Source organism: Halorussus lipolyticus (assembly GCF_029338375.1).
Classification (GTDB): Archaea; Halobacteriota; Halobacteria; order Halobacteriales; family Haladaptataceae; genus Halorussus; species Halorussus lipolyticus.
In genome coordinates, this window is record NZ_CP119804.1 from 535491 (window position 1) to 554214 (window position 18724).

At 63.7% G+C, this 18724-nt stretch carries 19 protein-coding genes and 1 CRISPR repeat array; of the genes, 12 read left to right on the forward strand and 7 right to left on the reverse strand.

Translation table 11 applies throughout. The annotated features are described in order from the left end of the window. The first annotated feature begins 200 nt into the window (after positions 1–200). Both P2T57_RS02840 and P2T57_RS02845 read left to right on the forward strand, forming a co-directional pair. Positions 201–1301, forward strand: a complete 1101-nt coding sequence (locus P2T57_RS02840) for a putative sulfate/molybdate transporter (RefSeq protein ID WP_276300966.1) — start codon at positions 201–203, stop codon at positions 1299–1301. Positions 1302–1396: 95 nt separating this feature from the next. Continuing rightward, positions 1397–2824 (forward strand): cryptochrome/photolyase family protein, encoded by a 1428-nt coding sequence (locus P2T57_RS02845; RefSeq protein WP_276302071.1) that lies wholly within the window; start codon positions 1397–1399, stop codon positions 2822–2824. 149 nt (positions 2825–2973) lie between these two features. Next, positions 2974–3957: a CRISPR direct-repeat array (repeat unit 37 nt; unit sequence GTCACAGGACCCAGAAAACCCACATCGGGATTGAAAC). An 83-nt stretch (positions 3958–4040) separates the two neighbouring features. Here the strand turns inward: P2T57_RS02845 and P2T57_RS02850 are convergent. Together P2T57_RS02850 and P2T57_RS02855 are read right to left on the reverse strand one after the other, a co-directional pair. Further along, positions 4041–4628, reverse strand: a complete 588-nt coding sequence (locus P2T57_RS02850; RefSeq protein ID WP_276300967.1) for a DUF6663 family protein — start codon at positions 4626–4628, stop codon at positions 4041–4043. A gap of 114 nt (positions 4629–4742) precedes the next feature. Beyond that, on the reverse strand, positions 4743–5225 hold the full coding sequence (locus P2T57_RS02855; protein ID WP_276300968.1) for a peroxiredoxin family protein: 483 nt from the start codon (positions 5223–5225) through the stop codon (positions 4743–4745). A 138-nt stretch (positions 5226–5363) separates the two neighbouring features. Here P2T57_RS02855 and P2T57_RS02860 point away from each other — a divergent pair, with 138 nt between their 5' ends. The 5 genes from P2T57_RS02860 to P2T57_RS02880 all read left to right on the forward strand — a co-directional run bounded on the left by P2T57_RS02860 (position 5364) and on the right by P2T57_RS02880 (position 9563). Continuing rightward, positions 5364–6122 (forward strand): DsbA family protein, encoded by a 759-nt coding sequence (locus tag P2T57_RS02860; RefSeq protein ID WP_276300969.1) that lies wholly within the window; start codon positions 5364–5366, stop codon positions 6120–6122. Next, positions 6119–6649 (forward strand): hypothetical protein, encoded by a 531-nt coding sequence (locus P2T57_RS02865; RefSeq protein WP_276300970.1) that lies wholly within the window; start codon positions 6119–6121, stop codon positions 6647–6649. The genes P2T57_RS02860 and P2T57_RS02865 overlap by 4 nt, the downstream gene beginning before the upstream one ends. Positions 6650–6759: 110 nt before the next feature. Further along, complete coding sequence (locus tag P2T57_RS02870) at positions 6760–7392, forward strand: superoxide dismutase (RefSeq protein WP_276300971.1); 633 nt, start codon at positions 6760–6762, stop codon at positions 7390–7392. Positions 7393–7616: 224 nt separating this feature from the next. Beyond that, positions 7617–8228: a superoxide dismutase gene (gene sod / locus P2T57_RS02875; protein ID WP_276300972.1), complete on the forward strand. Its 612-nt coding sequence runs from the start codon at positions 7617–7619 to the stop codon at positions 8226–8228. Positions 8229–8456: 228 nt separating this feature from the next. After that, positions 8457–9563 (forward strand): PstS family phosphate ABC transporter substrate-binding protein, encoded by a 1107-nt coding sequence (locus P2T57_RS02880; protein ID WP_276300973.1) that lies wholly within the window; start codon positions 8457–8459, stop codon positions 9561–9563. A 108-nt stretch (positions 9564–9671) separates the two neighbouring features. Here the strand turns inward: P2T57_RS02880 and P2T57_RS02885 are convergent, their stop codons facing one another. Next, positions 9672–10115 carry a DUF7522 family protein gene (locus P2T57_RS02885; RefSeq protein ID WP_276300974.1) on the reverse strand — a complete coding sequence of 148 codons (444 nt, stop codon included), beginning with the start codon at positions 10113–10115 and terminating at the stop codon, positions 9672–9674. A gap of 242 nt (positions 10116–10357) precedes the next feature. Between P2T57_RS02885 and P2T57_RS02890 the strand changes: the two genes are divergently transcribed. Beyond that, positions 10358–10636, forward strand: a complete 279-nt coding sequence (locus P2T57_RS02890; RefSeq protein WP_276300975.1) for a DUF5827 family protein — start codon at positions 10358–10360, stop codon at positions 10634–10636. Beyond that, on the forward strand, positions 10633–11448 hold the full coding sequence (locus tag P2T57_RS02895) for an ATPase (RefSeq protein ID WP_276300976.1): 816 nt from the start codon (positions 10633–10635) through the stop codon (positions 11446–11448). Before P2T57_RS02890 ends, P2T57_RS02895 begins: the two co-directional genes overlap by 4 nt. On the opposite strand, the gene P2T57_RS02900 is transcribed toward P2T57_RS02895, so the two are convergent. Together P2T57_RS02900 and P2T57_RS02905 are read right to left on the reverse strand one after the other, a co-directional pair. After that, positions 11449–11934, reverse strand: coding sequence for a Rieske (2Fe-2S) protein (locus P2T57_RS02900; RefSeq protein ID WP_276300977.1), 486 nt, complete (start codon positions 11932–11934; stop codon positions 11449–11451). 43 nt (positions 11935–11977) lie between these two features. Beyond that, entirely contained in the window at positions 11978–12556 is a 579-nt protein-coding gene (locus P2T57_RS02905; protein WP_276300978.1) for an MBL fold metallo-hydrolase, read from the reverse strand. A 132-nt stretch (positions 12557–12688) separates the two neighbouring features. Here P2T57_RS02905 and thyX point away from each other — a divergent pair, with 132 nt between their 5' ends. Continuing rightward, positions 12689–13432 carry an FAD-dependent thymidylate synthase gene (gene thyX / locus P2T57_RS02910; RefSeq protein WP_276300979.1) on the forward strand — a complete coding sequence of 248 codons (744 nt, stop codon included), beginning with the start codon at positions 12689–12691 and terminating at the stop codon, positions 13430–13432. 15 nt (positions 13433–13447) lie between these two features. On the opposite strand, the gene P2T57_RS02915 is transcribed toward thyX, so the two are convergent. Further along, a complete protein-coding gene (locus P2T57_RS02915) occupies positions 13448–13933 on the reverse strand; it encodes an Lrp/AsnC family transcriptional regulator (protein ID WP_276300980.1) in 486 nt (161 codons plus the stop codon). Between the two features lie 226 nt (positions 13934–14159). Here P2T57_RS02915 and P2T57_RS02920 point away from each other — a divergent pair, with 226 nt between their 5' ends. Next, positions 14160–15146 carry a DMT family transporter gene (locus tag P2T57_RS02920; RefSeq protein WP_420028510.1) on the forward strand — a complete coding sequence of 329 codons (987 nt, stop codon included), beginning with the start codon at positions 14160–14162 and terminating at the stop codon, positions 15144–15146. A gap of 114 nt (positions 15147–15260) precedes the next feature. Here P2T57_RS02920 and P2T57_RS02925 read toward each other — a convergent pair whose 3' ends face one another. Further along, on the reverse strand, positions 15261–15482 hold the full coding sequence (locus tag P2T57_RS02925) for a hypothetical protein (RefSeq protein ID WP_276300983.1): 222 nt from the start codon (positions 15480–15482) through the stop codon (positions 15261–15263). A 118-nt stretch (positions 15483–15600) separates the two neighbouring features. On the opposite strand from P2T57_RS02925, the gene P2T57_RS02930 reads away from it, so the two are divergent. Beyond that, on the forward strand, positions 15601–18696 hold the full coding sequence (locus P2T57_RS02930) for an FAD-binding and (Fe-S)-binding domain-containing protein (RefSeq protein WP_276300984.1): 3096 nt from the start codon (positions 15601–15603) through the stop codon (positions 18694–18696). Positions 18697–18724: the final 28 nt, after the last annotated feature.

Sequence of the window (18724 nt, forward strand, 5' to 3'; positions counted from 1 at the left end):
GTCGCGTGGTAGCAGTTCGCATCGCATCTCCCTACAGGCCGATACCTGATAAGGATGGGTTGAACTGGGGTGACTCCCCGAGACGGTTTATCGAACGCCGGAGAGTGGGTCCGTAACCGATACCAGTTACGAATTCCGCATTTCCGGCCGTTTCGGGTTTCCCAGTAAACTCAAGGAGGTTACGGCCTTCGGTCTTGACTATGGAGTTCCCGGTCCGGAGCCTCTCGGAGCGAGCGACGACGCTCTCGACGGGTGACGTGACCGGTGCAGTCGGCGACTCGGTGACGGTCCTGCCGGTGGTGGTCGCGGTGTCGGCGCTGACCGAACTTCGGCTTCCGGTGCTTCTGCTCTGGTTCGGTACGTTTCAGGTGGTCTGGGGCCTGCGATACGGCGCGCCGATTTCGGTCGAACCGATGAAGGCGCTCGCGGCGCTGGTGGTCGCCGGGTCGCTGTCGGTGGGCGAACTCGCGGTTGCCGGGACGCTGGCCGGGGCGGTGTTGCTGGCCTGCGGAGCGACGGGGGTACTCGGGGCGCTGGCCGAGCGCATCGACGCCGGGGTGATTCGCGGGGTGCAGTTGGCCGTCGCGTTGCTCCTCGCACAGACCGGCCTCGAACTCGGCGCGGGCGCACCGAAGACGGCGCTCGCGGCCGGGGCGGTCGGCGGAGCGGTCGTCGCGCTGGGATACCGGAGAGCGAGCGCGCTGGTCGTGTTGGCGTTCGGGACGCTGATTGCGGTCGGCGAAGTCGGCGCACCGACTGTCGCGCTCCCGGCGTTCGGCGGGATTCGGCGCGTCTCGGGGTTCGCGCTGACGCCGGACGCGCTCTCGGCGACCGGGGCGCAGTTGGCGATGACCGTGGGCAACGCCGCGGTGGCGACCTCCCTGCTCCTCTCGGACCTGTTCGACGCCGAGGCCTCGCCCGACGAGTTGGCGACCAGCATGGGTGCGATGAACCTACTGGCGGTCCCGCTGGGTGCGTTCCCGATGTGTCACGGGAGCGGCGGCGTGGCGGGCAAGCACGCCTTCGGCGCGGAGACGGCGGGCGCGAATCTGATTCTGGGCGGTCTCTACGCGACAGCGGCGCTCGCCGCGGCGGAGGTGGTCGCGGCGTTTCCGATGGCGGCGCTCGGGGTGGTCCTCGTGCTGGTCGCGGTCGAGTTGGGCCGGGCAAGTCTCGATACCGACGCGCTCGGCCTGACGGTCGGCGTCGGCGTGCTGGGCGCGGCGACGAACGTCGGGGTCGCGTTTGCGGTCGGCGTCGCGGCGTCGGTGGTGATGAAGCAAGTCCAGAACAAATTTTAGACATAAGTACATGCTCTTAGAAACTATTTCTAAGACTTTTCCGAACCTCCTTCGGACCCCCTCGTTTGACGGTCCGCCAGTCCTACGACTCTCGCATGAACATCCACTGGCACCGCCGGGACCTCCGGGTCTCGGACAACCGGGCGCTCGCCGAGGCCGCTGAGAACGGCGCGGTCCTCCCCGTGTTCGTCCTCGACCCCGGCGTTCTGGACCACGCCGGGTCGCCGCGAGTGGCCTTTCTCCTCGGCGCGCTCGAATCGCTCCGCGAGGAGTACCGCGAGTTGGGCGGCGACCTGCTAGTCGTTCGCGGCGACCCCCGCGAGGAGCTACCCCGAATCGCCGACGAGCAGGAGGCCGACGCCATCTACTGGAACCGCGACTACTCCGGTCTCGCGGCGGAGCGCGACAGCGAGGTCCGACTCGCGCTGGACGACGCCGGGGTTTCGCGGGCGGCCTACCACGACGCCCTCTGTCACGAACCGGGGTCGATTCGGACCAACAAGGGCGAACACTACTCGGTGTTCACCTACTTTTGGAAGAAGTGGCGCGACCGGGAGAAAGACGACCCCTTCGACGCGCCCGACGAAGGCACGGTGGCCGCGGTAGACGACCGCGGCGAGATTCCGACGCTCGCGGACCTCGAATTCGAGGACCCCGAGGCCGAGATTCCCCCGGCAGGGACCGACGAGGCCCGGCGTCGTCTCCGGGACTTCTGCGAGGACGCCATCTTCCGGTACGCCGAGGACCGCGACTACCCCGCCAGAGGAGGAACCTCTCGGCTCTCGCCCCACCTGAAGTACGGGACCATCGGCATCCGGGAGGTCTGGCAGGCCACCGAGGAGGCCGCGGAGCGCGCCGAGGGCGACCCGAGCGATTACGACGAGGAGGGCACCGAGGCCGCGTCGGTCCGGGAGTACCAGAGCCAACTCGCGTGGCGGGAGTTCTACGCCCACGTCCTCTCGGCCCGACCCGACGTGGTGACTCGTAACTACAAGTCCTACGAGAACGACATCGACTGGCGCGACGACCCCGAGGCCCTGCAAGCGTGGAAAGAGGGCCGAACCGGCTACCCCATCGTGGACGCCGCGATGCGCCAACTCCGGGAAGAAGCCTACATGCACAACCGCCTCCGGATGGTCGTGGCCTCCTTCCTGACGAAGGACCTCCTGCTGGACTGGCGCGAGGGCTACGACTGGTTCCGCGAAAAACTGGTGGACCACGACACCGCCAACGACACCGGAGGCTGGCAGTGGGCGGCCTCGACCGGCACCGACGCCCAGCCCTACTTCCGCATCTTCAACCCGATGACGCAGGGCGAACGATACGACTCGGACTGCGAGTTCATCAAAGAGTACGTGCCGGAACTCGCCGACGCCTACCCCGAGGACGTTCACGGGTGGCACGAACTCGCCCCCGAGGAGCGCGAGCGAATCGCGCCGGACTACCCCGCGCCAATCGTGGACCACAGCGAACGCAGAGACGAGGCCATCTCGATGTTCGAGCGAGCGAGAGGCGACGACTGAGTGGCTACCTGAGCGTCTCCGAGGAGTCTCGATACTCGGTCTTCGTGGACCTTTTTAAAGTCTCTGTACAGCCCCGGTCCACGAAGTTCGGGCGTCGAGCGAGCGCAGGAGAAAGCTTTATTTTGGCTGTGGGCTGATTTTCACCCCCTGTCACAGGACCCAGAAAACCCACATCGGGATTGAAACTACTGCGTGGTCGGCTTCGTCTCGTAACTCGCGTAGTCCGTCACAGGACCCAGAAAACCCACATCGGGATTGAAACAGATTCACCTGTCTGTACGTGTTTGAAGCACCACCATGTCACAGGACCCAGAAAACCCACATCGGGATTGAAACGAAACGAGTCGTAGGTCCCGCTACACGACTCCGATAGTCACAGGACCCAGAAAACCCACATCGGGATTGAAACCGGTCAACTCGTGCTGTTCGGCGACGCGCGTCGCCTTGTCACAGGACCCAGAAAACCCACATCGGGATTGAAACCTGTTCCCCCATCTCGACGTGTTCATGCACGAGGTCACAGGACCCAGAAAACCCACATCGGGATTGAAACGCTGTGTAGGCGAGGTAGGCGTGTCCGCCCACGAGTCACAGGACCCAGAAAACCCACATCGGGATTGAAACTGCTCCCGAACCGGACCCGGATCATGGCACCTGCCGTCACAGGACCCAGAAAACCCACATCGGGATTGAAACGACACGACGCTGGTCGAGTTGGCCGACAACATCCTCGTCACAGGACCCAGAAAACCCACATCGGGATTGAAACCGCTCGACGGCGACGCTGGTGTTGCGGAGGTGGAGGTCACAGGACCCAGAAAACCCACATCGGGATTGAAACTCTTGTTCGCCGACTTCGCCGGTGACGAGGACGCTGTCACAGGACCCAGAAAACCCACATCGGGATTGAAACGAACACGGCGAGTTCCACATGCTGGGGAACGTCTCGTCACAGGACCCAGAAAACCCACATCGGGATTGAAACTCGCATATCGATTGGCCCAGCGCGAGTGGCACATTCGTCACAGGACCCAGAAAACCCACATCGGGATTGAAACCATGGCGACGGGTAGAGGTCGGCAGGATACCGCGCTGGGTCACAGGACCCAGAAAACCCACATCGGGATTGAAACTAGGAGAGGAACCCGTCGTAGTCGTCTGACGATTCTGTCACAGGACCCAGAAACCCACCACGGGATAGCGACTACGAGACCGACTATTCCAGCGGTTCCGAGGGCCGAGGACGCTCGTAGGTCTCCCGAAGCGTATCGGCGAACTGGCCGCTCTTCCGGAGCGTTATCGTGACGATGACGAACTCCTTGCTCGCCGGTCGGAGGACGAACACCTCCCGAGGAGCCTCGCCCTCTTGCTCGTTCACCCGGTCAACCAGCGGTTCGACCGGGCGCTCGCCGTCCCGGAAGGACTCGAAGGTGGTGCCGTCCTCGCCGAAGACGTAGAGGACGCCGTTGACCTCGTTGTCGGTGTTGCGGGTGACGCGGCTGTTCATCGAGTCGCCCGCGAGGCGGGCCTCGGACCACGTTTCTTGGGCCACGTCGAAGACCGGTTCGGCCTCGTCGGCGAAGGCGTAGAGCGTCGGTCTGCGCACCGAGAGCGATTCGACAGTCGGCTCAGAGGTGGACCAATCGAGGTCGGCGTCCACGAGGTAGCCCGGCCGGACCTCCTCGACGGCGGCGTCGTGGCCCTCGTCGGCGGTGACGATGGGTTCGTAGGTGTCGCGGTCGAGCAGTCGAAGCCGTCCGACAGCGGGAGTGGCGAGTACGCGATAGGTCGAAACGTCGTCCATGGGTTCAGTAGGGGCCGACGGCGGGAAAAGCTACTCGCATCGGACAAATAACTATATGATTGTTAGAGACTCCTCTAGGAAAGTAAAAGAATTGCATTTGTTTCTACAGGGGCGCTACTCGCCGAAGGGGTCCTCGAAGTCGTTGCGGACGAAGTACCGGACCCAGTTGCCGTAGGTGCGGTCGGTCAGGTCGTCGGCGACCTGCTCGTACCGGACCTGCCCGTCGGTGTCCACGACGTAGGTGCCCGCGATGCCCGTGACGCCGTGGCTGGTCTCCTCGGTGCCGCTGTACTGGTCGGCGACTTCGCCGTCGGGGTCGGCGAGGAGTTGGAAGTCGTAGTCGAATCGGTCGCGCATCTCGACCAATTTCGGGGTCTCGCTGGTCACGACCGGGAGGACGCTCACGCCCTCGTTGAAATGGAGGTCCTCGTAGACTCTGCTGAACGTCGCCAACTGTTCGGCGCAGAAGCTACACCAGTGTCCTCGGTTGACGAGGATGATGGTAGGACCGGATTCGAGCGTGTCTGAAAGCGTTACCTCACTGCCGGAGGTGCTTTCGAGCGTGAAATCGGGCGCGTCGGAGTCTTCGAGTGTCACGGACAGACAGAGGGGCAGTAGCTCAAAACGACTTACGCCCGCGGTGGAACCGACCGCTGTTTGCGACGGGGAGGCCGGACGTTCGAACTGGAACCGCCGAATAATGTTTAGGTCTTCCAATTTCATACAAGAGTAACGATGACGAAGCAGACGACTCGACGCGCCCTCCTCGCGGGAACGACCGCCGCCCTCTCCGGACTCGCTGGCTGTTCGTCCATCACGGGGTCAGAATCCCCGACCGACTCGAACCCGACGACGGCCGGGTCGGAGTCCGCGATGGGCGACTCGGCGATGCACCCTGCCGACGGCGAGACCGGATTCGGCATCGACCTGAGTGGAAATCCCGTGATGGGGCCGAGCGACGCCCCCGTGGACGTTTACTACTGGACCGACTTCCAGTGTCCGTTCTGCAAGCGATTCGAGCAGAACACCCTCCCGAAACTGGTCGAGAACGACGTCACCGACGAGAAAGTTCGGTTCACTTTCCTCGAACTGCCCAACATCGGCGAGGCGTCGCGGCCCGCCGCCCGGATGGCCAAGTGCGTCTGGCGACAGGTCCGAGAGAGCGACCCCGGCGCGTACCTCGACTGGCACACCGCGGTCTTCGACGCCCAAGAGAAACCGAACTCGGGGTGGGCGAAGACGGACAACCTGCTCGACATCACGAGAAACGTCGGGGGCGTCGATGCCGATTCGGTCCAGTCTTGCCTGCAATCCGACCGCTCGTGGGCCGAGTCGGCCGTCGAGGACGACGTGAAAGCGGCCCAACAGAGTGGCATCACGGCCACCCCCGCGTTCGTCCTCTACAACTCCGACTCCGACAAGGCGGGCAAAATCGTCGGCGCACAGCCCTACGACCGATTCGAGACCGCCATCGAGAAAGTCGAAGACGCATGACCGTGACTGAATCGGCCGCGCGATTCGGCGGGCAACTCCGGGGGGCGCTGGCCTACCCGTTCGAGTCGAGTCGGCGCGCGCTCGCCGTCGGCGCAATCGGTGTCGTGACCTACGTCCTGCTCATCCTCTCGACTTTCCCCCAGATGTCGGTGCAGATGCTCGGGGCGGGCCTTCACTGGTTCGACGAGACCCTGATTCTGCTGACGCAGAACACCTACGCGACCAACGGCGCGACCGGTCTCGGAATGATAGTCGTCTACGCCGGTCTCACCGGCGTCGCAGTCGTCAACACCGCCGGACAGGTTCGGACGATGGGTGTCTCCAGCGCCTCCGATTTGGTGGGCGTGCTTCCGGGACTGGTGGCCTCGGGGTGCGCGAGTTGCGGGGCCGGACTCCTCGGCCTCCTCGGGTTCGCCGGGGCGATGGCGGCGCTTCCCTTCCACGGCGACCTCCTCCGGGTCGGTGGTATCGCGCTCCTGCTGGGGTTCCTCGCGCGTTCCGGGGACCCCCGAGAGTGCGCGCTGTGAGCGTTCGCACCCCCGACTCTCCGAGTGTCCGACAACCCGCATATCGCGGATTCGACTACTCGCTTAAAGTTTAACCCCGTGGCCGTTGCCCCGAGAGACGGGGGAGACAAATGGCTACTTACGAACTACCGGAACTACCGTACGATTACGACGCGCTGGAACCGGCCATCGACCAGCGAATCATGGAGCTTCACCACGACAAACACCACCAAGGGTACGTAGACGGCGCGAACGCCGCCCTCGACAAGTTAGAGGAGATGCGCGGGTCGGGCGACTGGGGCGACGTGCGGTCGGTCAAGCGGAGTCTCGCGTTCAACCTCTCGGGGCATGTCAACCACACCGTCTTCTGGCAGAACATGCACCCCGATGGCGGCGGGGAACCCGGCGGCGAGTTGGCCGACGCGCTCGACGACCACTTCGGCGGCTACGACCAGTTCAAAGACGACTTCTCGGAGGCCTCGAAGGGCGTCGAAGGCTCCGGATGGGGCATGCTGGTCTACGACCACATCGCCGACAAGCCGATGGTCGCGGCGGCCGAGAACCACCAGAATCAGCACCCGCAGGGAGCGACGCCCCTGCTGGTCTGTGACGTGTGGGAACACGCCTACTACCTCCAGTACGAGAACAACCGCGGGGAGTACGTGAACAACTTCTGGGACGTGGTGAACTGGGACGACGTAGAAGCACGCTACCAGCAAGCCAAGCAGGCCGACGCGATTCCGAAACACACCGGGTCGCACTGAGTCGGGGGCAGCGAGAACGCCGAAAACGTCGGCGAGCGTCCGCGGCCAGCGCCGCGCTCGCAGAAATATAAAATTTATTACTTTAAAGAGTTTCACCACCGGGCCGCCGAAACCGTCAGAGAGTCCCGAAAAGCGTCGATACGCTTCTCGAAAGCCACGTGTTACCAAACGACTACTCAAGGTTTAAGACCGAGAAGTGACACATATAGGGTGGAGGTTCAATTATGTCCGAGCAATCTAACCCCGAACTGCCACCGCTTCCGTACGACTACGACGCACTCGAACCCCACATCAGCGAACAGGTGCTGACGTGGCATCACGACACCCACCATCAGGGCTACGTGAACGGTCTCGACAGCGCCGAGGAGACGCTGGCGGAGAACCGCGAGAGCGGTGACTTCGGCGGCACTGCGGGCGCGCTCGGCGACGTGACCCACAACGGCTCGGGTCACTACCTGCACACGCTCTTCTGGGAGAACATGGACCCCAACGGCGGCGGCGAGCCTGAGGGCGACCTCCTTGACCGCATCGAGGAGGACTTCGGTTCCTACGAGGGCTGGAAGGGCGAGTTCGAGGCCGCCGCGAGCGCCGCGGGTGGCTGGGCGCTTCTGGTCTACGACCCCGTCGCCAAGCAACTGCGCAACCTCGCCGTGGACAAGCACGACCAAGGTGCGCTCTGGGGTGCCCATCCCATTCTGGCGCTCGACGTCTGGGAGCACTCGTACTACTACGACTACGGACCGGACCGCGGCGACTTCGTAGAGAACTTCTTCGAGGTCGTCGATTGGGACCACGTCGCGGACCAGTACGAGAAGACGGTCGGCAACCACGAGTAAGCTCCGAACTACCGTTTTCTTTCGGTCGCTACGTCCCGAGTAGCCGTAGGTCTCCCCCTATCTGTCTGTTCCTGACAGGTCTCTATCGCTACGAGTACGAATGAGAACAGTTCTCAATCCTGACGCTATCCCTGAGAAACTCCCTCAATGGAAACCAATATATAGATAACTAGAAAATATATATTTTATTCGGTAGCTTTATTTCCCAGTCGCGGCTTCGACCACGTGATGGCAGACAAATCGACTCGCCGGAAGTTCTTGACCGCCGCAGGGGCAAGCGGAGCACTCGCGCTCGCTGGATGTACAGGTGGAACTGGTGGCAACGAAACCGAGAAAAGCGGTAAGCAGGACGAATCCGATTCGGAGTCGAAGGGAGACAGCCAATCCGGTCCCTCGAAACTGAAGGCCGGTGGCTCCTCGACCGTCTACCCGATTACGAGTACGGCAGGTTCGGTCTGGTCGTCGAACCCGCCGGCCGACGACAAGGAGTACTGGGGTCCGGGCCAGTACGACATCGACACCGACAAGCGCCTCGCCGACTACTGGGCGGGCCTGTACGGCTTCGAGTCCACCGGGAGCGCCTCGCCGCCGTTCGACGTGTCTGTCGGTCTGAGCCACTCCGGTACTGGCATCGAAAAGGCCAAGAACGGTCTCGTAGACATCGCCGACGCCAGCGCGTCGGTCTCGGCCGAACTTCCCGACGCGAGCGAGGAGGAACTGAACAAGTTCAAAGACCACGTGGTCGGGGTGGACGCCCAGCCTATCGTCGTCAGCAAGGACATCTACGACGCGGGCGTCGAGAAACTGACCGCCGAGCAGGTCCGGAAAATCTACCAAGGCGACATCACCAACTGGTCGGAAATCGACGCCTACACCGGCGAGGACAAGGAGATTCAGGCGGTCGGCCGCGCCGAAGGCTCGGGTACCGACACCGCCTTCCGAGCGAACATGCTCGGCGGTCCCGACGCCAAGATGCCCGGCGTCGACGTTCGCAAGGGCCAGAACCAGCAGGTCAAGACGCTGGTCAGCAAGTCCGACAACGCCATCGCGTACATGGCGCTGGCGTTCGTCACCGGCGACGTGCCCTCCATCGCGCTGGACTTCGACGGCACGACCTACGAACCCGGCAAGAACCTCGCCGACAAGAACTACCCCCTCTCGCGTGACCTCCACTGCTACACCTACGAGGGCACCTCGAAGAAGGAGGCCGCCTACCTCCGGATGATAATGAGCGACTTCGGGCAGGAGAACTACGTCGAGACGCAGGGCTACGCGACGCTCACCGACGAGCGCCAGCAGAACCAGATGAGCAAACTCCCCGAACCCGAGAACTAACTCGGTCGGTTGCGCCGTGGCACCTGTCGTCTGACGCTTTTTTCGCGGTCGCTTTTCACTCGGCCAGCGCGTCGGTCAGCGGTTGGTGAACGCGCTCGGCAGTCGGAATCACTTCTCGGTTCGACCCGGCGCGAACGCTTCGATTGGGTAGTCGGCGACGACGGCCGAGACTGCCGCGTCGAGCGCCGAGAAGTCGTAGCCACCCTCCCGGTGGTCGAAACTGCCGAACACGCCGACCTTCTCGTCGCCGTCGGCCAGAAACGTCCGGAACTGCTCGAAGCCGTCGAATCCCCGGACGGTGTAGCCGTAGTCGGCGTAGTAGAGGTCCGCGTAGGTGTCGCGGGTGACGTAGCCGTAGCGTTCGTTGTCCACGAACCGCGGTACGTCCACGTCGGCTATCTTTTCGCCCACGTCGTCACGGAGGTATAGCTCCTCGTGGTCGCGCTGGTCGAACAGCCACACGTCGCGGAGGGCGTCGCTCCCGAACGTCGAAAACGCCTCGACGAGCGCCGGCTTGGCGTCTCCTCGGCGTTCTCCGTCGTGTCCTCCCATGGAGAGAAACGTCCGTCCGCTTATGATATAAAAATTAGGACCGTTCGGCCGTTGGAAATCGCCGAGGAGGCCCGAGCGACGAGGGTGCAACGACGAGGGGACTCGCCCCCTACAACCAACTATAGTTATCTTTTACATTACTATTAATATTCTTAAACAAGATGTGCAATTCTAATAGACAGCAGAACGTGTTCTGAAGCCGAGGCGAACGATTTACCCCGCGCTCGGCCGTACCTCCGGCCATGCCCCGACCCAAATCGGACTTCGACCAGTTACACCCCTGCGACTTCTACACCGCCGAGGAACTGCTGGAAGCCGACCAGATGTACACCGTCTACGAAATCGCCCGCCTCCTGCAAGGGTTGGACCCCGACGCCGAACTGGAGGCCGAAACCGAGGACATCCTGCTCGACTGGGCCATCCCGTGGGTCATGAACAACGCCGGCGACCTCGTTATCGCCGAACCCGAGGCCGACGACGAACCCGGTTACTACGGGTTGAAGACCGACGACGACCGATGAGGCTTCTGGTCGCGGGCGGCGACCGAGTGGACGCCGGCAAGACCACGTTCACGACCGGGTTGTTGGACCGCCTCGATGGCGTCGGATTCAAGCCCCGCGCGGGCAACGACCACTGGTTCGACCACGACGACTACCTGCGGGCGGTCGAGGAGGGCCGCCTCTACGGCAAGGACGCCAAACGACTGGCCGAGGCCAGCGCGGGCGATTTCGCCCCCGAGGACCTGAACCCGGTCCACCGACTCTGGCGGCCTTCGCCCGGCCCGGACGCCGGCCTCGTCGGCCAGTCCCACCGCGAGTTCGTCCTCGACAGGGTGGGCGAGTCGTTCGTCGTGAACGCCCACGCCGACGTGCCCCAATCGGCCCGCGAGAAGCTTCCGCTGTCGGACGCGCCGACCGTCGAGACAGTCGGGCGACTCAACGAAATCACCGAGCAACTCCACCTGCCGATGTTCGAGGGGTTCGCCGACCGCATCCGGAGGACCGACGAGCAGGCCGAACACGTCGTCGTGGAGTCCTACGGCGACGTGGCGGTCCCGATTCGCGGCGTCACCTTCGACGCGGTGGCCGTGGTCGAACCCGGCCGGATGGCAGTCTACGGCGGCGACCGTTTTCTCAAGGCCTGCGAGGTCGCCGGCGGGAGCGCCCGAGAGGGCGAACTGGAGGTCCACACCCCCGACGTGACCGAACTCGCCGACCCCAAAGCGACGGCCTCGCTGTCGGCGCTCCCCGACGCCGACCGGAAGACTCCCGCGGCAGTCGCTCGGGAGTACGCCGACGCCTACGACGAACTGCTAGATATCGCCGAGAACTGATTAGAAGCCGATGTGCGAGGTCGAACTCGGCACGTCGTCATCGTCGTCCTCGCTTTCTCCATCGCCATCGGCGTCGTCGCTACCGTCTTCGACACTTCCCTCGTGGTCGAACTCGTAACCCTCGTCGGTGAGGTAGACCGCGCCCGCCTCGACGCCGACATCGACCGAGACCAGCGTGGTGTCGGCGGCCTCGCCGTTGTCGCAATATCCCGAACAGGAGTCGAACATCGACCCGTGCTTGGGGCAGATAATCTGGCCGTCGCGCATCGCCGTGCCGAACCCCCGGTCGAGTTTCTGGGCCTCGTGGGTGCATCGGTTGACCCACGCCTCGACGCCCGGCGAATCGCTGTCCTCGGCGTCGTCGGCGTCCTCGCAGGGCACGAGGATGATTTCCTCCTGCTCGCCGTACTGGTCACGCGCGGTGAACAGCCACGAACCGGATTCGCGGACCTCCTCGACGGTCGTCAGGTGCGTTCGGTCGGTCACGCCGTCACCTGCGGACCCGGAGAAAATAAAGCTGGCTGACCACTCACCGCATCCGGGCCGCGCGCCCCGCTAACTCCACGTCCTGATAGGGGTTGGTGGTGACGCTCGGGCCGTGACCGACGTACATCTCGGCGAGGTGTTCGTCCACTCGGTCCTTCACGCGGTCGATGCTCTCGATTAGCTGATTCCGGTCGCCCTCCTCCAAGTCGGTCCGGCCGAAACTCCCGTTCTGGAAAATCAGGTCGCCCGCGAACAGGACCTGCGCTCCCGACGAGTAGAAGCAGAGGTGGTCGTTCTTGTGCCCCGGCGTGTGGAGCGCGACGTAGGCGTCGTCGCCGAGTTGGACCGTCTCGCCGTCCTCGATGGCGTGGTCCACGCCCGGTTGGTCGGTGTCGAAGCCCCACGCCTCGACGCCGAAGGCCTCCTTGACTGCGCCGAGATTACCCACGTGGTCCGGGTGCGTGTGGGTGAGAACCACCGCGTCGAGGTCCACATCCCGGTCCCGAAGTCGTTCCACCACGTCGAAGTTCGACCCGGTATCCACGAGGACAGTCCGCTCGCCTTCCACGAGAAAGGCGTTGCTGGTGAATGCCTGTACTCCTCGGGCGACGTTGGTAATCATGCGCGAGGGTAGGAGTGGCGGGGGTTTGTGGGTGTCGTTGTCTCGGCGCGAGTACGGTTTCGGATTGACAGAGGAAAAAGGCGAAACATGCAAGGTAGTTCTGTGGGACTATTCGGGTAACCGAAGCCTACCATGGAAGTCAAACTACTTAAAGCGACGGAGGACCCGGAGGAGGCAATCTGTACTGCGGCGCGCAACGACTACATGAACGGGTGGGTCGGCGACCAGTCGTTCGAAGAAATCATGGCGTCCATCGAGGGCGACACGATGGAAGACAAACAATCCACGCTCATCAGTCACCTGCTGGAACACGGACATTTCGGTCCCTTCGAACACCCGCAAGCCGTCTTCGCGGTGAAGGGAATCAGTCGGTCGTGCATGGCACAGATAACACGGCATCGCCACGTCAGTTTCGACGTTCAGAGTATGCGGTACGTCTCGTTCGACGACATTGACCCCGAGGAGGTCGGCGACGGCGAGATGATAGTGATGCCGCCCTCGATAGACGACCCCGACTGGATTGGCCGGAACCAGAAAGGCGGGTCGGTTGACGACGAGACCGTCGAAAAGCGCAAGGAGGTGTTCGAGTCCTCGATTACGGAGTCGGTCGAAGCGTATCAGGAACTCCTCGACCTCGGCGTGCCGCCCGAGGACGCCCGATTCGTCCTCCCCATCGGCACGAAAGTCAACATGGTCATGTCGATGAACCCCCGCATGTTAATGCACGTGGGAGATATGCGCGCCGCGGCGGACGCACAGTGGGAAATACGCGAGATGACCGAACAAGTGTTGGATTTAGCGAAAGAGTGGTGTCCCATCACCTTCGACTACTACGAGGAGAACATGAAGAACCGAAAGAATCGACTCGCGCCCTGACTCTCGAACTCGCTCCTACTCGTCGGCCAGTTCTTCGACCAGCGTCTCCAGACTGTAACTCTCCAAGGGGTTGTCGGTGTCTCGGAGCGTCGAGATGACGAACGTGGAGTTGGTGCGCTCGACGCCGTCGATGCCTTCGAAGTCGCTGATGAGGCGTTCGACAGCATCGCTGTCGGGGAGGCGGGCGACCACGATAAAGTCGGTCTCACCCATGGCGAAGTAGGCTTGGGTGACGCCTTCGACCGCCAGTAGTTTCTCGCCGAAGTCCTCGTAGGAGTCGCTGTAGTCGGCCAGCACCTCCACGAGGACGGTCACGCCGAGGCCTGCCTTCTCCAAGTCGAGGTCGTAGAGGTCGTTCTCGATGACGCCCTCCTCGCGCAGGTTGTTGAGTCGGTAGTGGATGGTCGAGACTGGGATGTCGGTCTCCTCGCTGAGTTGCTCGGGGCTTCCGGTCCCGAGGTCCGCGATGGCCTTCAGGATGGTCACGTCGCGTTCGTCCATTTTCCTCCACGTTGCGTCCGCGTCTACTTAACGTCCGTCTGTCGGCGTTCCGGGACTTGAGCGTCCCGCTGAAGCAGTCAATATTCTGCCAACAGAAATCGAACTCTGAAAGAGATGCAGTCGGACAAACCTACTTTCGACCCAGTATTCGACTTTCTTTCGAACTACTGGCGACAGCTTGTAGTGAAGTTTAAGTGGCCGAAAGTACGACGGTTGAAACAGAATCATGATTTCGAGTGATATTCAAAACCGTATCCCAATTTCGGCTGTTTTGTTCGCAGTTCTCGCAACTCTCTGGGGCGGGTCGTTCGTCGCCATCGAAATCGGCCTCCACTACTTCCCGCCGATGGTGTTCGCCGGCGTCCGGTACGCCGCCGCGGGCGTGGTCATTCTGGGCTACGCCGTGATGACGGCCGACCGCTGGCGGCCTCGCGCCCGCGAGGAGTACCTCTCGGTCGCCGTAGTCGGCGCGTTCGTCATCGCCGGGTACCACGGCCTGCTCTATCTGGGCGAACAGCACGTCTCGGGCGCGATTGCGGCGGTCGTGGTCAGTCTCTCGCCGGTCCTGACCGCCGGGTTCGCTGGGGTGGTGCTGGACGAGCGCCTGACCCTCCCGAAGGGCCTCGGTTTCACCCTCGGCGTCGCGGGCGTAGCAATCGTGGCGGGTCTGACGCCCACGACTGCCCTCTCGGCGAACGTCGTCGGCGTCGGGTTGGTTCTCCTCGGCGCGGCGTGCTTCGCGCTCGGCGCGGTCCTGACCCGGCCGCTCCGGACCGGACTCTCGATAGCGGCGCTGGAGGGGTGGGCGATGGTCGGCGGGTCGGCCCTACTGTTCGTCGCGGGCGCGGTCCGTGGCGAATCCCTGTCGGCGATTCGGTTGACTCCCACTGCGCTGGCGTCGTTCGCCTACCTGACCCTGCTGTCGGGCGTGGTGGCCTTCCTGCTGTACTTCTACCTGCTCGACGACATCGGTCCGACGCGACTGAATCTGGTGGGGTACCTCGAACCGGTCGTGGCGACGCTGGCGAGTTGGGCCGTGCTGGGCGAGTTGGTGTCGTCCTCGACGCTGGTCGGGTTCGGTGCCATCTTCGCCGGGTTCGCGGTGCTGAACTGGCGACAGGTGCGCGGGTTCGCAGACTCGGTGCGCTCGTCGGTCGAGGAGGAAGTCGAGGAGTCGGCGTGGTCCGGGTCGGTCGGACCCGCTGACGACTAACGCTCTATTTCTCTCAATACACTATACAATTGTTAAGAGTATCTATAGTTGTCTTATCGTTCGAGTCGGGCGACTGCCGACGCGCGCGCCGTCTCCCGTCTGTCGGACGCTTCGTCAGCAACATCCGCTATCGTCGGGCGACCACTCGCAGGCGTCGTCGGTCGTTAGGTCGTTTTCCTCGACGTGCGCCGAGAGGCATGCGTAGTTACAGAAGTACGTAGGGGACCCGCAGTCGTCGGCGCAGTCGCGGACGCAGATGGGGTCGTGGTCGAAGATGTGCGATTCGCAGTACGTACACGTCTCGTTCGCATCGGGGGTAGAGACAGTCGTGGACACACTCCGGTTACGGACCGGACCATCGAAAGCGTTTCCCGAGGCCGGGTCTCCGGGAGCATCACCATCCAGCGGTTCCCCGAACGCACCACTTTTCGGCCCGCCGTCCGTACCCCGCGGTATGGCTACCCACGACGCGGACCCGGCCCGCGACCCGCGGGCGGACTACGACTACCGGTCCGACGACGAGGACCGGCCCGGACTGGTCGCTGACCTCACCGGTCTCGTGGACGGCGACGTGCGATTCGATAGCTACTCCCGCCAACTCTACGCTACCGACGCCAGCGCCTACGAGGTCACGCCCATCGGCGTCGTCTTTCCGACCGACACCGACGACGTATCGGCGGTGATGGAGTACTGCGCCGAGCGCGAGATTCCGGTCTTGCCCCGCGGCGGCGGCACCAGCCTCGCCGGCCAGTCGGTCAACGAGGCCGTGGTTCTCGATTTCACCCGGTACATGGACGCTGTACTGGAAATCGAACCGGAGGACGACGACCCCACGGCCCGCGCCCAACCCGGCGCGATTCTCGGCGAGTTGAATCAGGAACTCGCACCCCACGGTCTGAAGTTCGCGCCGGACCCCGCGTGGGGCGACAAGTCGGCGCTCGGCGGCGCTATCGGCAACAACTCGACCGGGAGCCACTCGCTGAAGTACGGCAAGACCGACGCCTACGTCGAGGAGTGCGAGGTGGTCCTCGCCGACGGGACCGTCACCACCTTCGGCGAGGTGGACCTGACCGAACTCCGCGAGGAGGCCGACCCCGAGGGCGGCCTCGAAGCGCGAATCTACGCCGCGGTCGCTCGCATCGTGGACGACGAGGCCGACAAAATCGACGCGGTGTACCCCCAACTCAAGCGCAACGTCTCGGGGTACAACCTCGACAGACTGGTAGACGAGGCCGAGGAGGGAACGGTCAACCTCGCCAGACTCCTCGCGGGAAGCGAGGGCACCCTCGCCATCGTGACCGAGGCGACGGTCGGCCTCGAACCGGTCCCCGAAACCAAGTCGATGGCGCTGTTCGCCTACGACGACCTGCTGGACGCGATGGAGGACGTGGCACACGTCCTTGAACACGACCCGGCCGCGGTCGAAGTGCTGGACGACGTACTGCTTGACCTCGCCCGCGACACCGAGGAGTTCGCCGACGTGGTGGGGATGCTCCCCGAGGGGACCGATTCGGTCCTCCTCGTGGAGTTCTACGCCGAGAGCGACCGAGAGGGCAAGGAGAAAGTCGAGGCTCTCCGGGCGGACCGCGAGGGCGAAATCGCCTTCGCCGGGATGGAGGCCCACGACGACGCCGAACGCGCCAGATTCTGGAAGATGCGGAAGTCCGGGCTTCCAATCCTGCTGTCCCGGACCTCCGACGCCAAGCACATCTCGTTCATCGAGGACGCCGCGGTCCCGCCCGAGAACCTGCCCGAGTACGTCGCCGACTTCCAGCAGGTGTTGGAGGACAACGACACCTTCGCCAGTTTCTACGCCCACGCCGGGCCGGGGTGTCTCCACATCCGGCCCCTCGTCAACACCAAATCGCCCGCCGGGGTCAACCAGATGGAGGCCATCGCGGACCAAGCCACCGACCTCGTGGTCGAGTACGGCGGGTCCGTCTCGGGCGAACACGGCGACGGCCGCGCCCGGACCCAGTGGAACCGGAAACTCTACGGCGAGGAGGTCTGGGGAATCTTCCGCGATTTGAAGACCGCCTTCGATCCCGATTGGCTACTGAACCCCGGCAACGTCTGCGGCGACCACGATATGACCGAGAACCTGCGGTTCGACCCGGACTACGAGTTCTCCGCCGGGTTCGCGCCCGAACTGAACTGGGAGAACGAAAACGGATTCGAGGGCATGGTCGAACTCTGTCACGGGTGCGGCGGGTGTCGCGGCGGGCAGGAGACCACCGGCAGTGTGATGTGCCCGACCTACCGCGCTGTAGACGAGGAGGCCACTTCGACCCGAGGCCGGGCCAACATGCTCCGGCAGGCGATGAGCGGCGAGTTGTCCGAGAACGAGCAGTTCGACGTGGAGTTCATGAGCGAGGTGATGGACCTCTGCATCGGGTGCAAGGGGTGCGCCCGCGACTGCCCTTCCGAGGTGGACATGGCCAAGATGAAGGCCGAAATCGAACACGAGTACCACCAGCGTCACGGCGCGGGCCTCCGCGAGAAGCTTTTCGCCAACGTCGGGACCCTCTCGAAGGTCGGAAGCGCCCTCGCACCGCTCTCGAACTGGGCGAGCAAGGTGCCGGGAGCGCGCAGACTCCTCGAATCCACCCTCGGCATCGCCCGCGAGCAGAACCTGCCGACCTTCCACCGGGAGACGCTGGTGGACTGGTTCGAGGACCGCGGCGGCCCCCGAGTTCCCGCCGAGGAGGCCACCCGGAAGGTCGCGCTGTTCCCCGACGTCTACACCAATCACAACCACCCGGAGGCGGGGAAGGCCGCGGTCCGGGTCCTCGAAACTGCGGGAGTCCGAGTGCGCATCCCGACCGACGTGAACGACAGCGGACGACCTGCCCACTCGAAAGGCTTTCTCGACGAGTCCCGAGAAATCGCCCGCTCCAACGTCTCGACGCTCGCGCCAAAGGTCCGGGACGGTTGGGACGTGGTAGTGGTCGAACCCTCCGACGCGGTGATGCTCCAGTCGGACTACCTCGACCTCCTCGGGGCGGAGGGACCGGAGGCCAGTCGGTCCGGCGAGCAGTACGCCGAACCCCGGACCGCCGACCCGGAAGCAGGGCTGGAAAATCGAGACGAGACCAGCGACGACCTCACGACTGCCGCGGAGCGCGTGGCCGCCAACACCTACGGCGTCTGCGAGTACCTCGACACGTTCGAGTTCGACCTGCCGTTGTCCGCGCCTGACGAGACCCTGACTTACCACGGCCACTGTCACCAGAAGGCGACGAAGAAGGACTCCCACGCCGTCAGCGTCCTCCGAGAGGCCGGATACGAGGTCTCTGCGCTCGATTCGGGGTGTTGCGGCATGGCCGGGAGTTTCGGCTACGAGGCCGAACACTACTCGATGAGCCGAAAAATCGCCGACATCCTGTTCGACCAAATCGAGGACAGCGACGGCGAGACAGTGGTCGCACCCGGTTCGTCCTGTCGCTCGCAACTCGGGAACTGGGAGCAACTGAGTGAGGAGCCACCCCATCCCATCGAGAAAGTCGAGGCCGCGTTACAGCGTGCCAATAGTACCGGTTATTTTAAGTAAGGTGCGGGACAATCACGGCCCGTATCTA

Excerpts from the sequence above, each read along its gene's own strand:
- P2T57_RS02915 (WP_276300980.1), bottom strand. The coding sequence starts at position 13,933 with ATGGACGAACGCGACGTGACCATCCTGAAGGCCATCGCGGACCTCGGG.
- P2T57_RS02890 (WP_276300975.1), top strand. The coding sequence starts at position 10,358 with ATGCCCCGACCCAAATCGGACTTCGACCAGTTACACCCCTGCGACTTC.
- P2T57_RS02930 (WP_276300984.1), top strand. The coding sequence starts at position 15,601 with ATGGCTACCCACGACGCGGACCCGGCCCGCGACCCGCGGGCGGACTAC.
- P2T57_RS02920 (WP_420028510.1), top strand. The coding sequence starts at position 14,160 with ATGATTTCGAGTGATATTCAAAACCGTATCCCAATTTCGGCTGTTTTG.
- thyX (WP_276300979.1), top strand. The coding sequence starts at position 12,689 with ATGGAAGTCAAACTACTTAAAGCGACGGAGGACCCGGAGGAGGCAATC.
- P2T57_RS02895 (WP_276300976.1), top strand. The coding sequence starts at position 10,633 with ATGAGGCTTCTGGTCGCGGGCGGCGACCGAGTGGACGCCGGCAAGACC.
- P2T57_RS02860 (WP_276300969.1), top strand. The coding sequence starts at position 5,364 with ATGACGAAGCAGACGACTCGACGCGCCCTCCTCGCGGGAACGACCGCC.
- P2T57_RS02880 (WP_276300973.1), top strand. The coding sequence starts at position 8,457 with ATGGCAGACAAATCGACTCGCCGGAAGTTCTTGACCGCCGCAGGGGCA.
- P2T57_RS02850 (WP_276300967.1), bottom strand. The coding sequence starts at position 4,628 with ATGGACGACGTTTCGACCTATCGCGTACTCGCCACTCCCGCTGTCGGA.
- P2T57_RS02865 (WP_276300970.1), top strand. The coding sequence starts at position 6,119 with ATGACCGTGACTGAATCGGCCGCGCGATTCGGCGGGCAACTCCGGGGG.
- P2T57_RS02885 (WP_276300974.1), bottom strand. The coding sequence starts at position 10,115 with ATGGGAGGACACGACGGAGAACGCCGAGGAGACGCCAAGCCGGCGCTC.
- P2T57_RS02870 (WP_276300971.1), top strand. The coding sequence starts at position 6,760 with ATGGCTACTTACGAACTACCGGAACTACCGTACGATTACGACGCGCTG.
- P2T57_RS02840 (WP_276300966.1), top strand. The coding sequence starts at position 201 with ATGGAGTTCCCGGTCCGGAGCCTCTCGGAGCGAGCGACGACGCTCTCG.
- P2T57_RS02845 (WP_276302071.1), top strand. The coding sequence starts at position 1,397 with ATGAACATCCACTGGCACCGCCGGGACCTCCGGGTCTCGGACAACCGG.
- P2T57_RS02905 (WP_276300978.1), bottom strand. The coding sequence starts at position 12,556 with ATGATTACCAACGTCGCCCGAGGAGTACAGGCATTCACCAGCAACGCC.
- sod (WP_276300972.1), top strand. The coding sequence starts at position 7,617 with ATGTCCGAGCAATCTAACCCCGAACTGCCACCGCTTCCGTACGACTAC.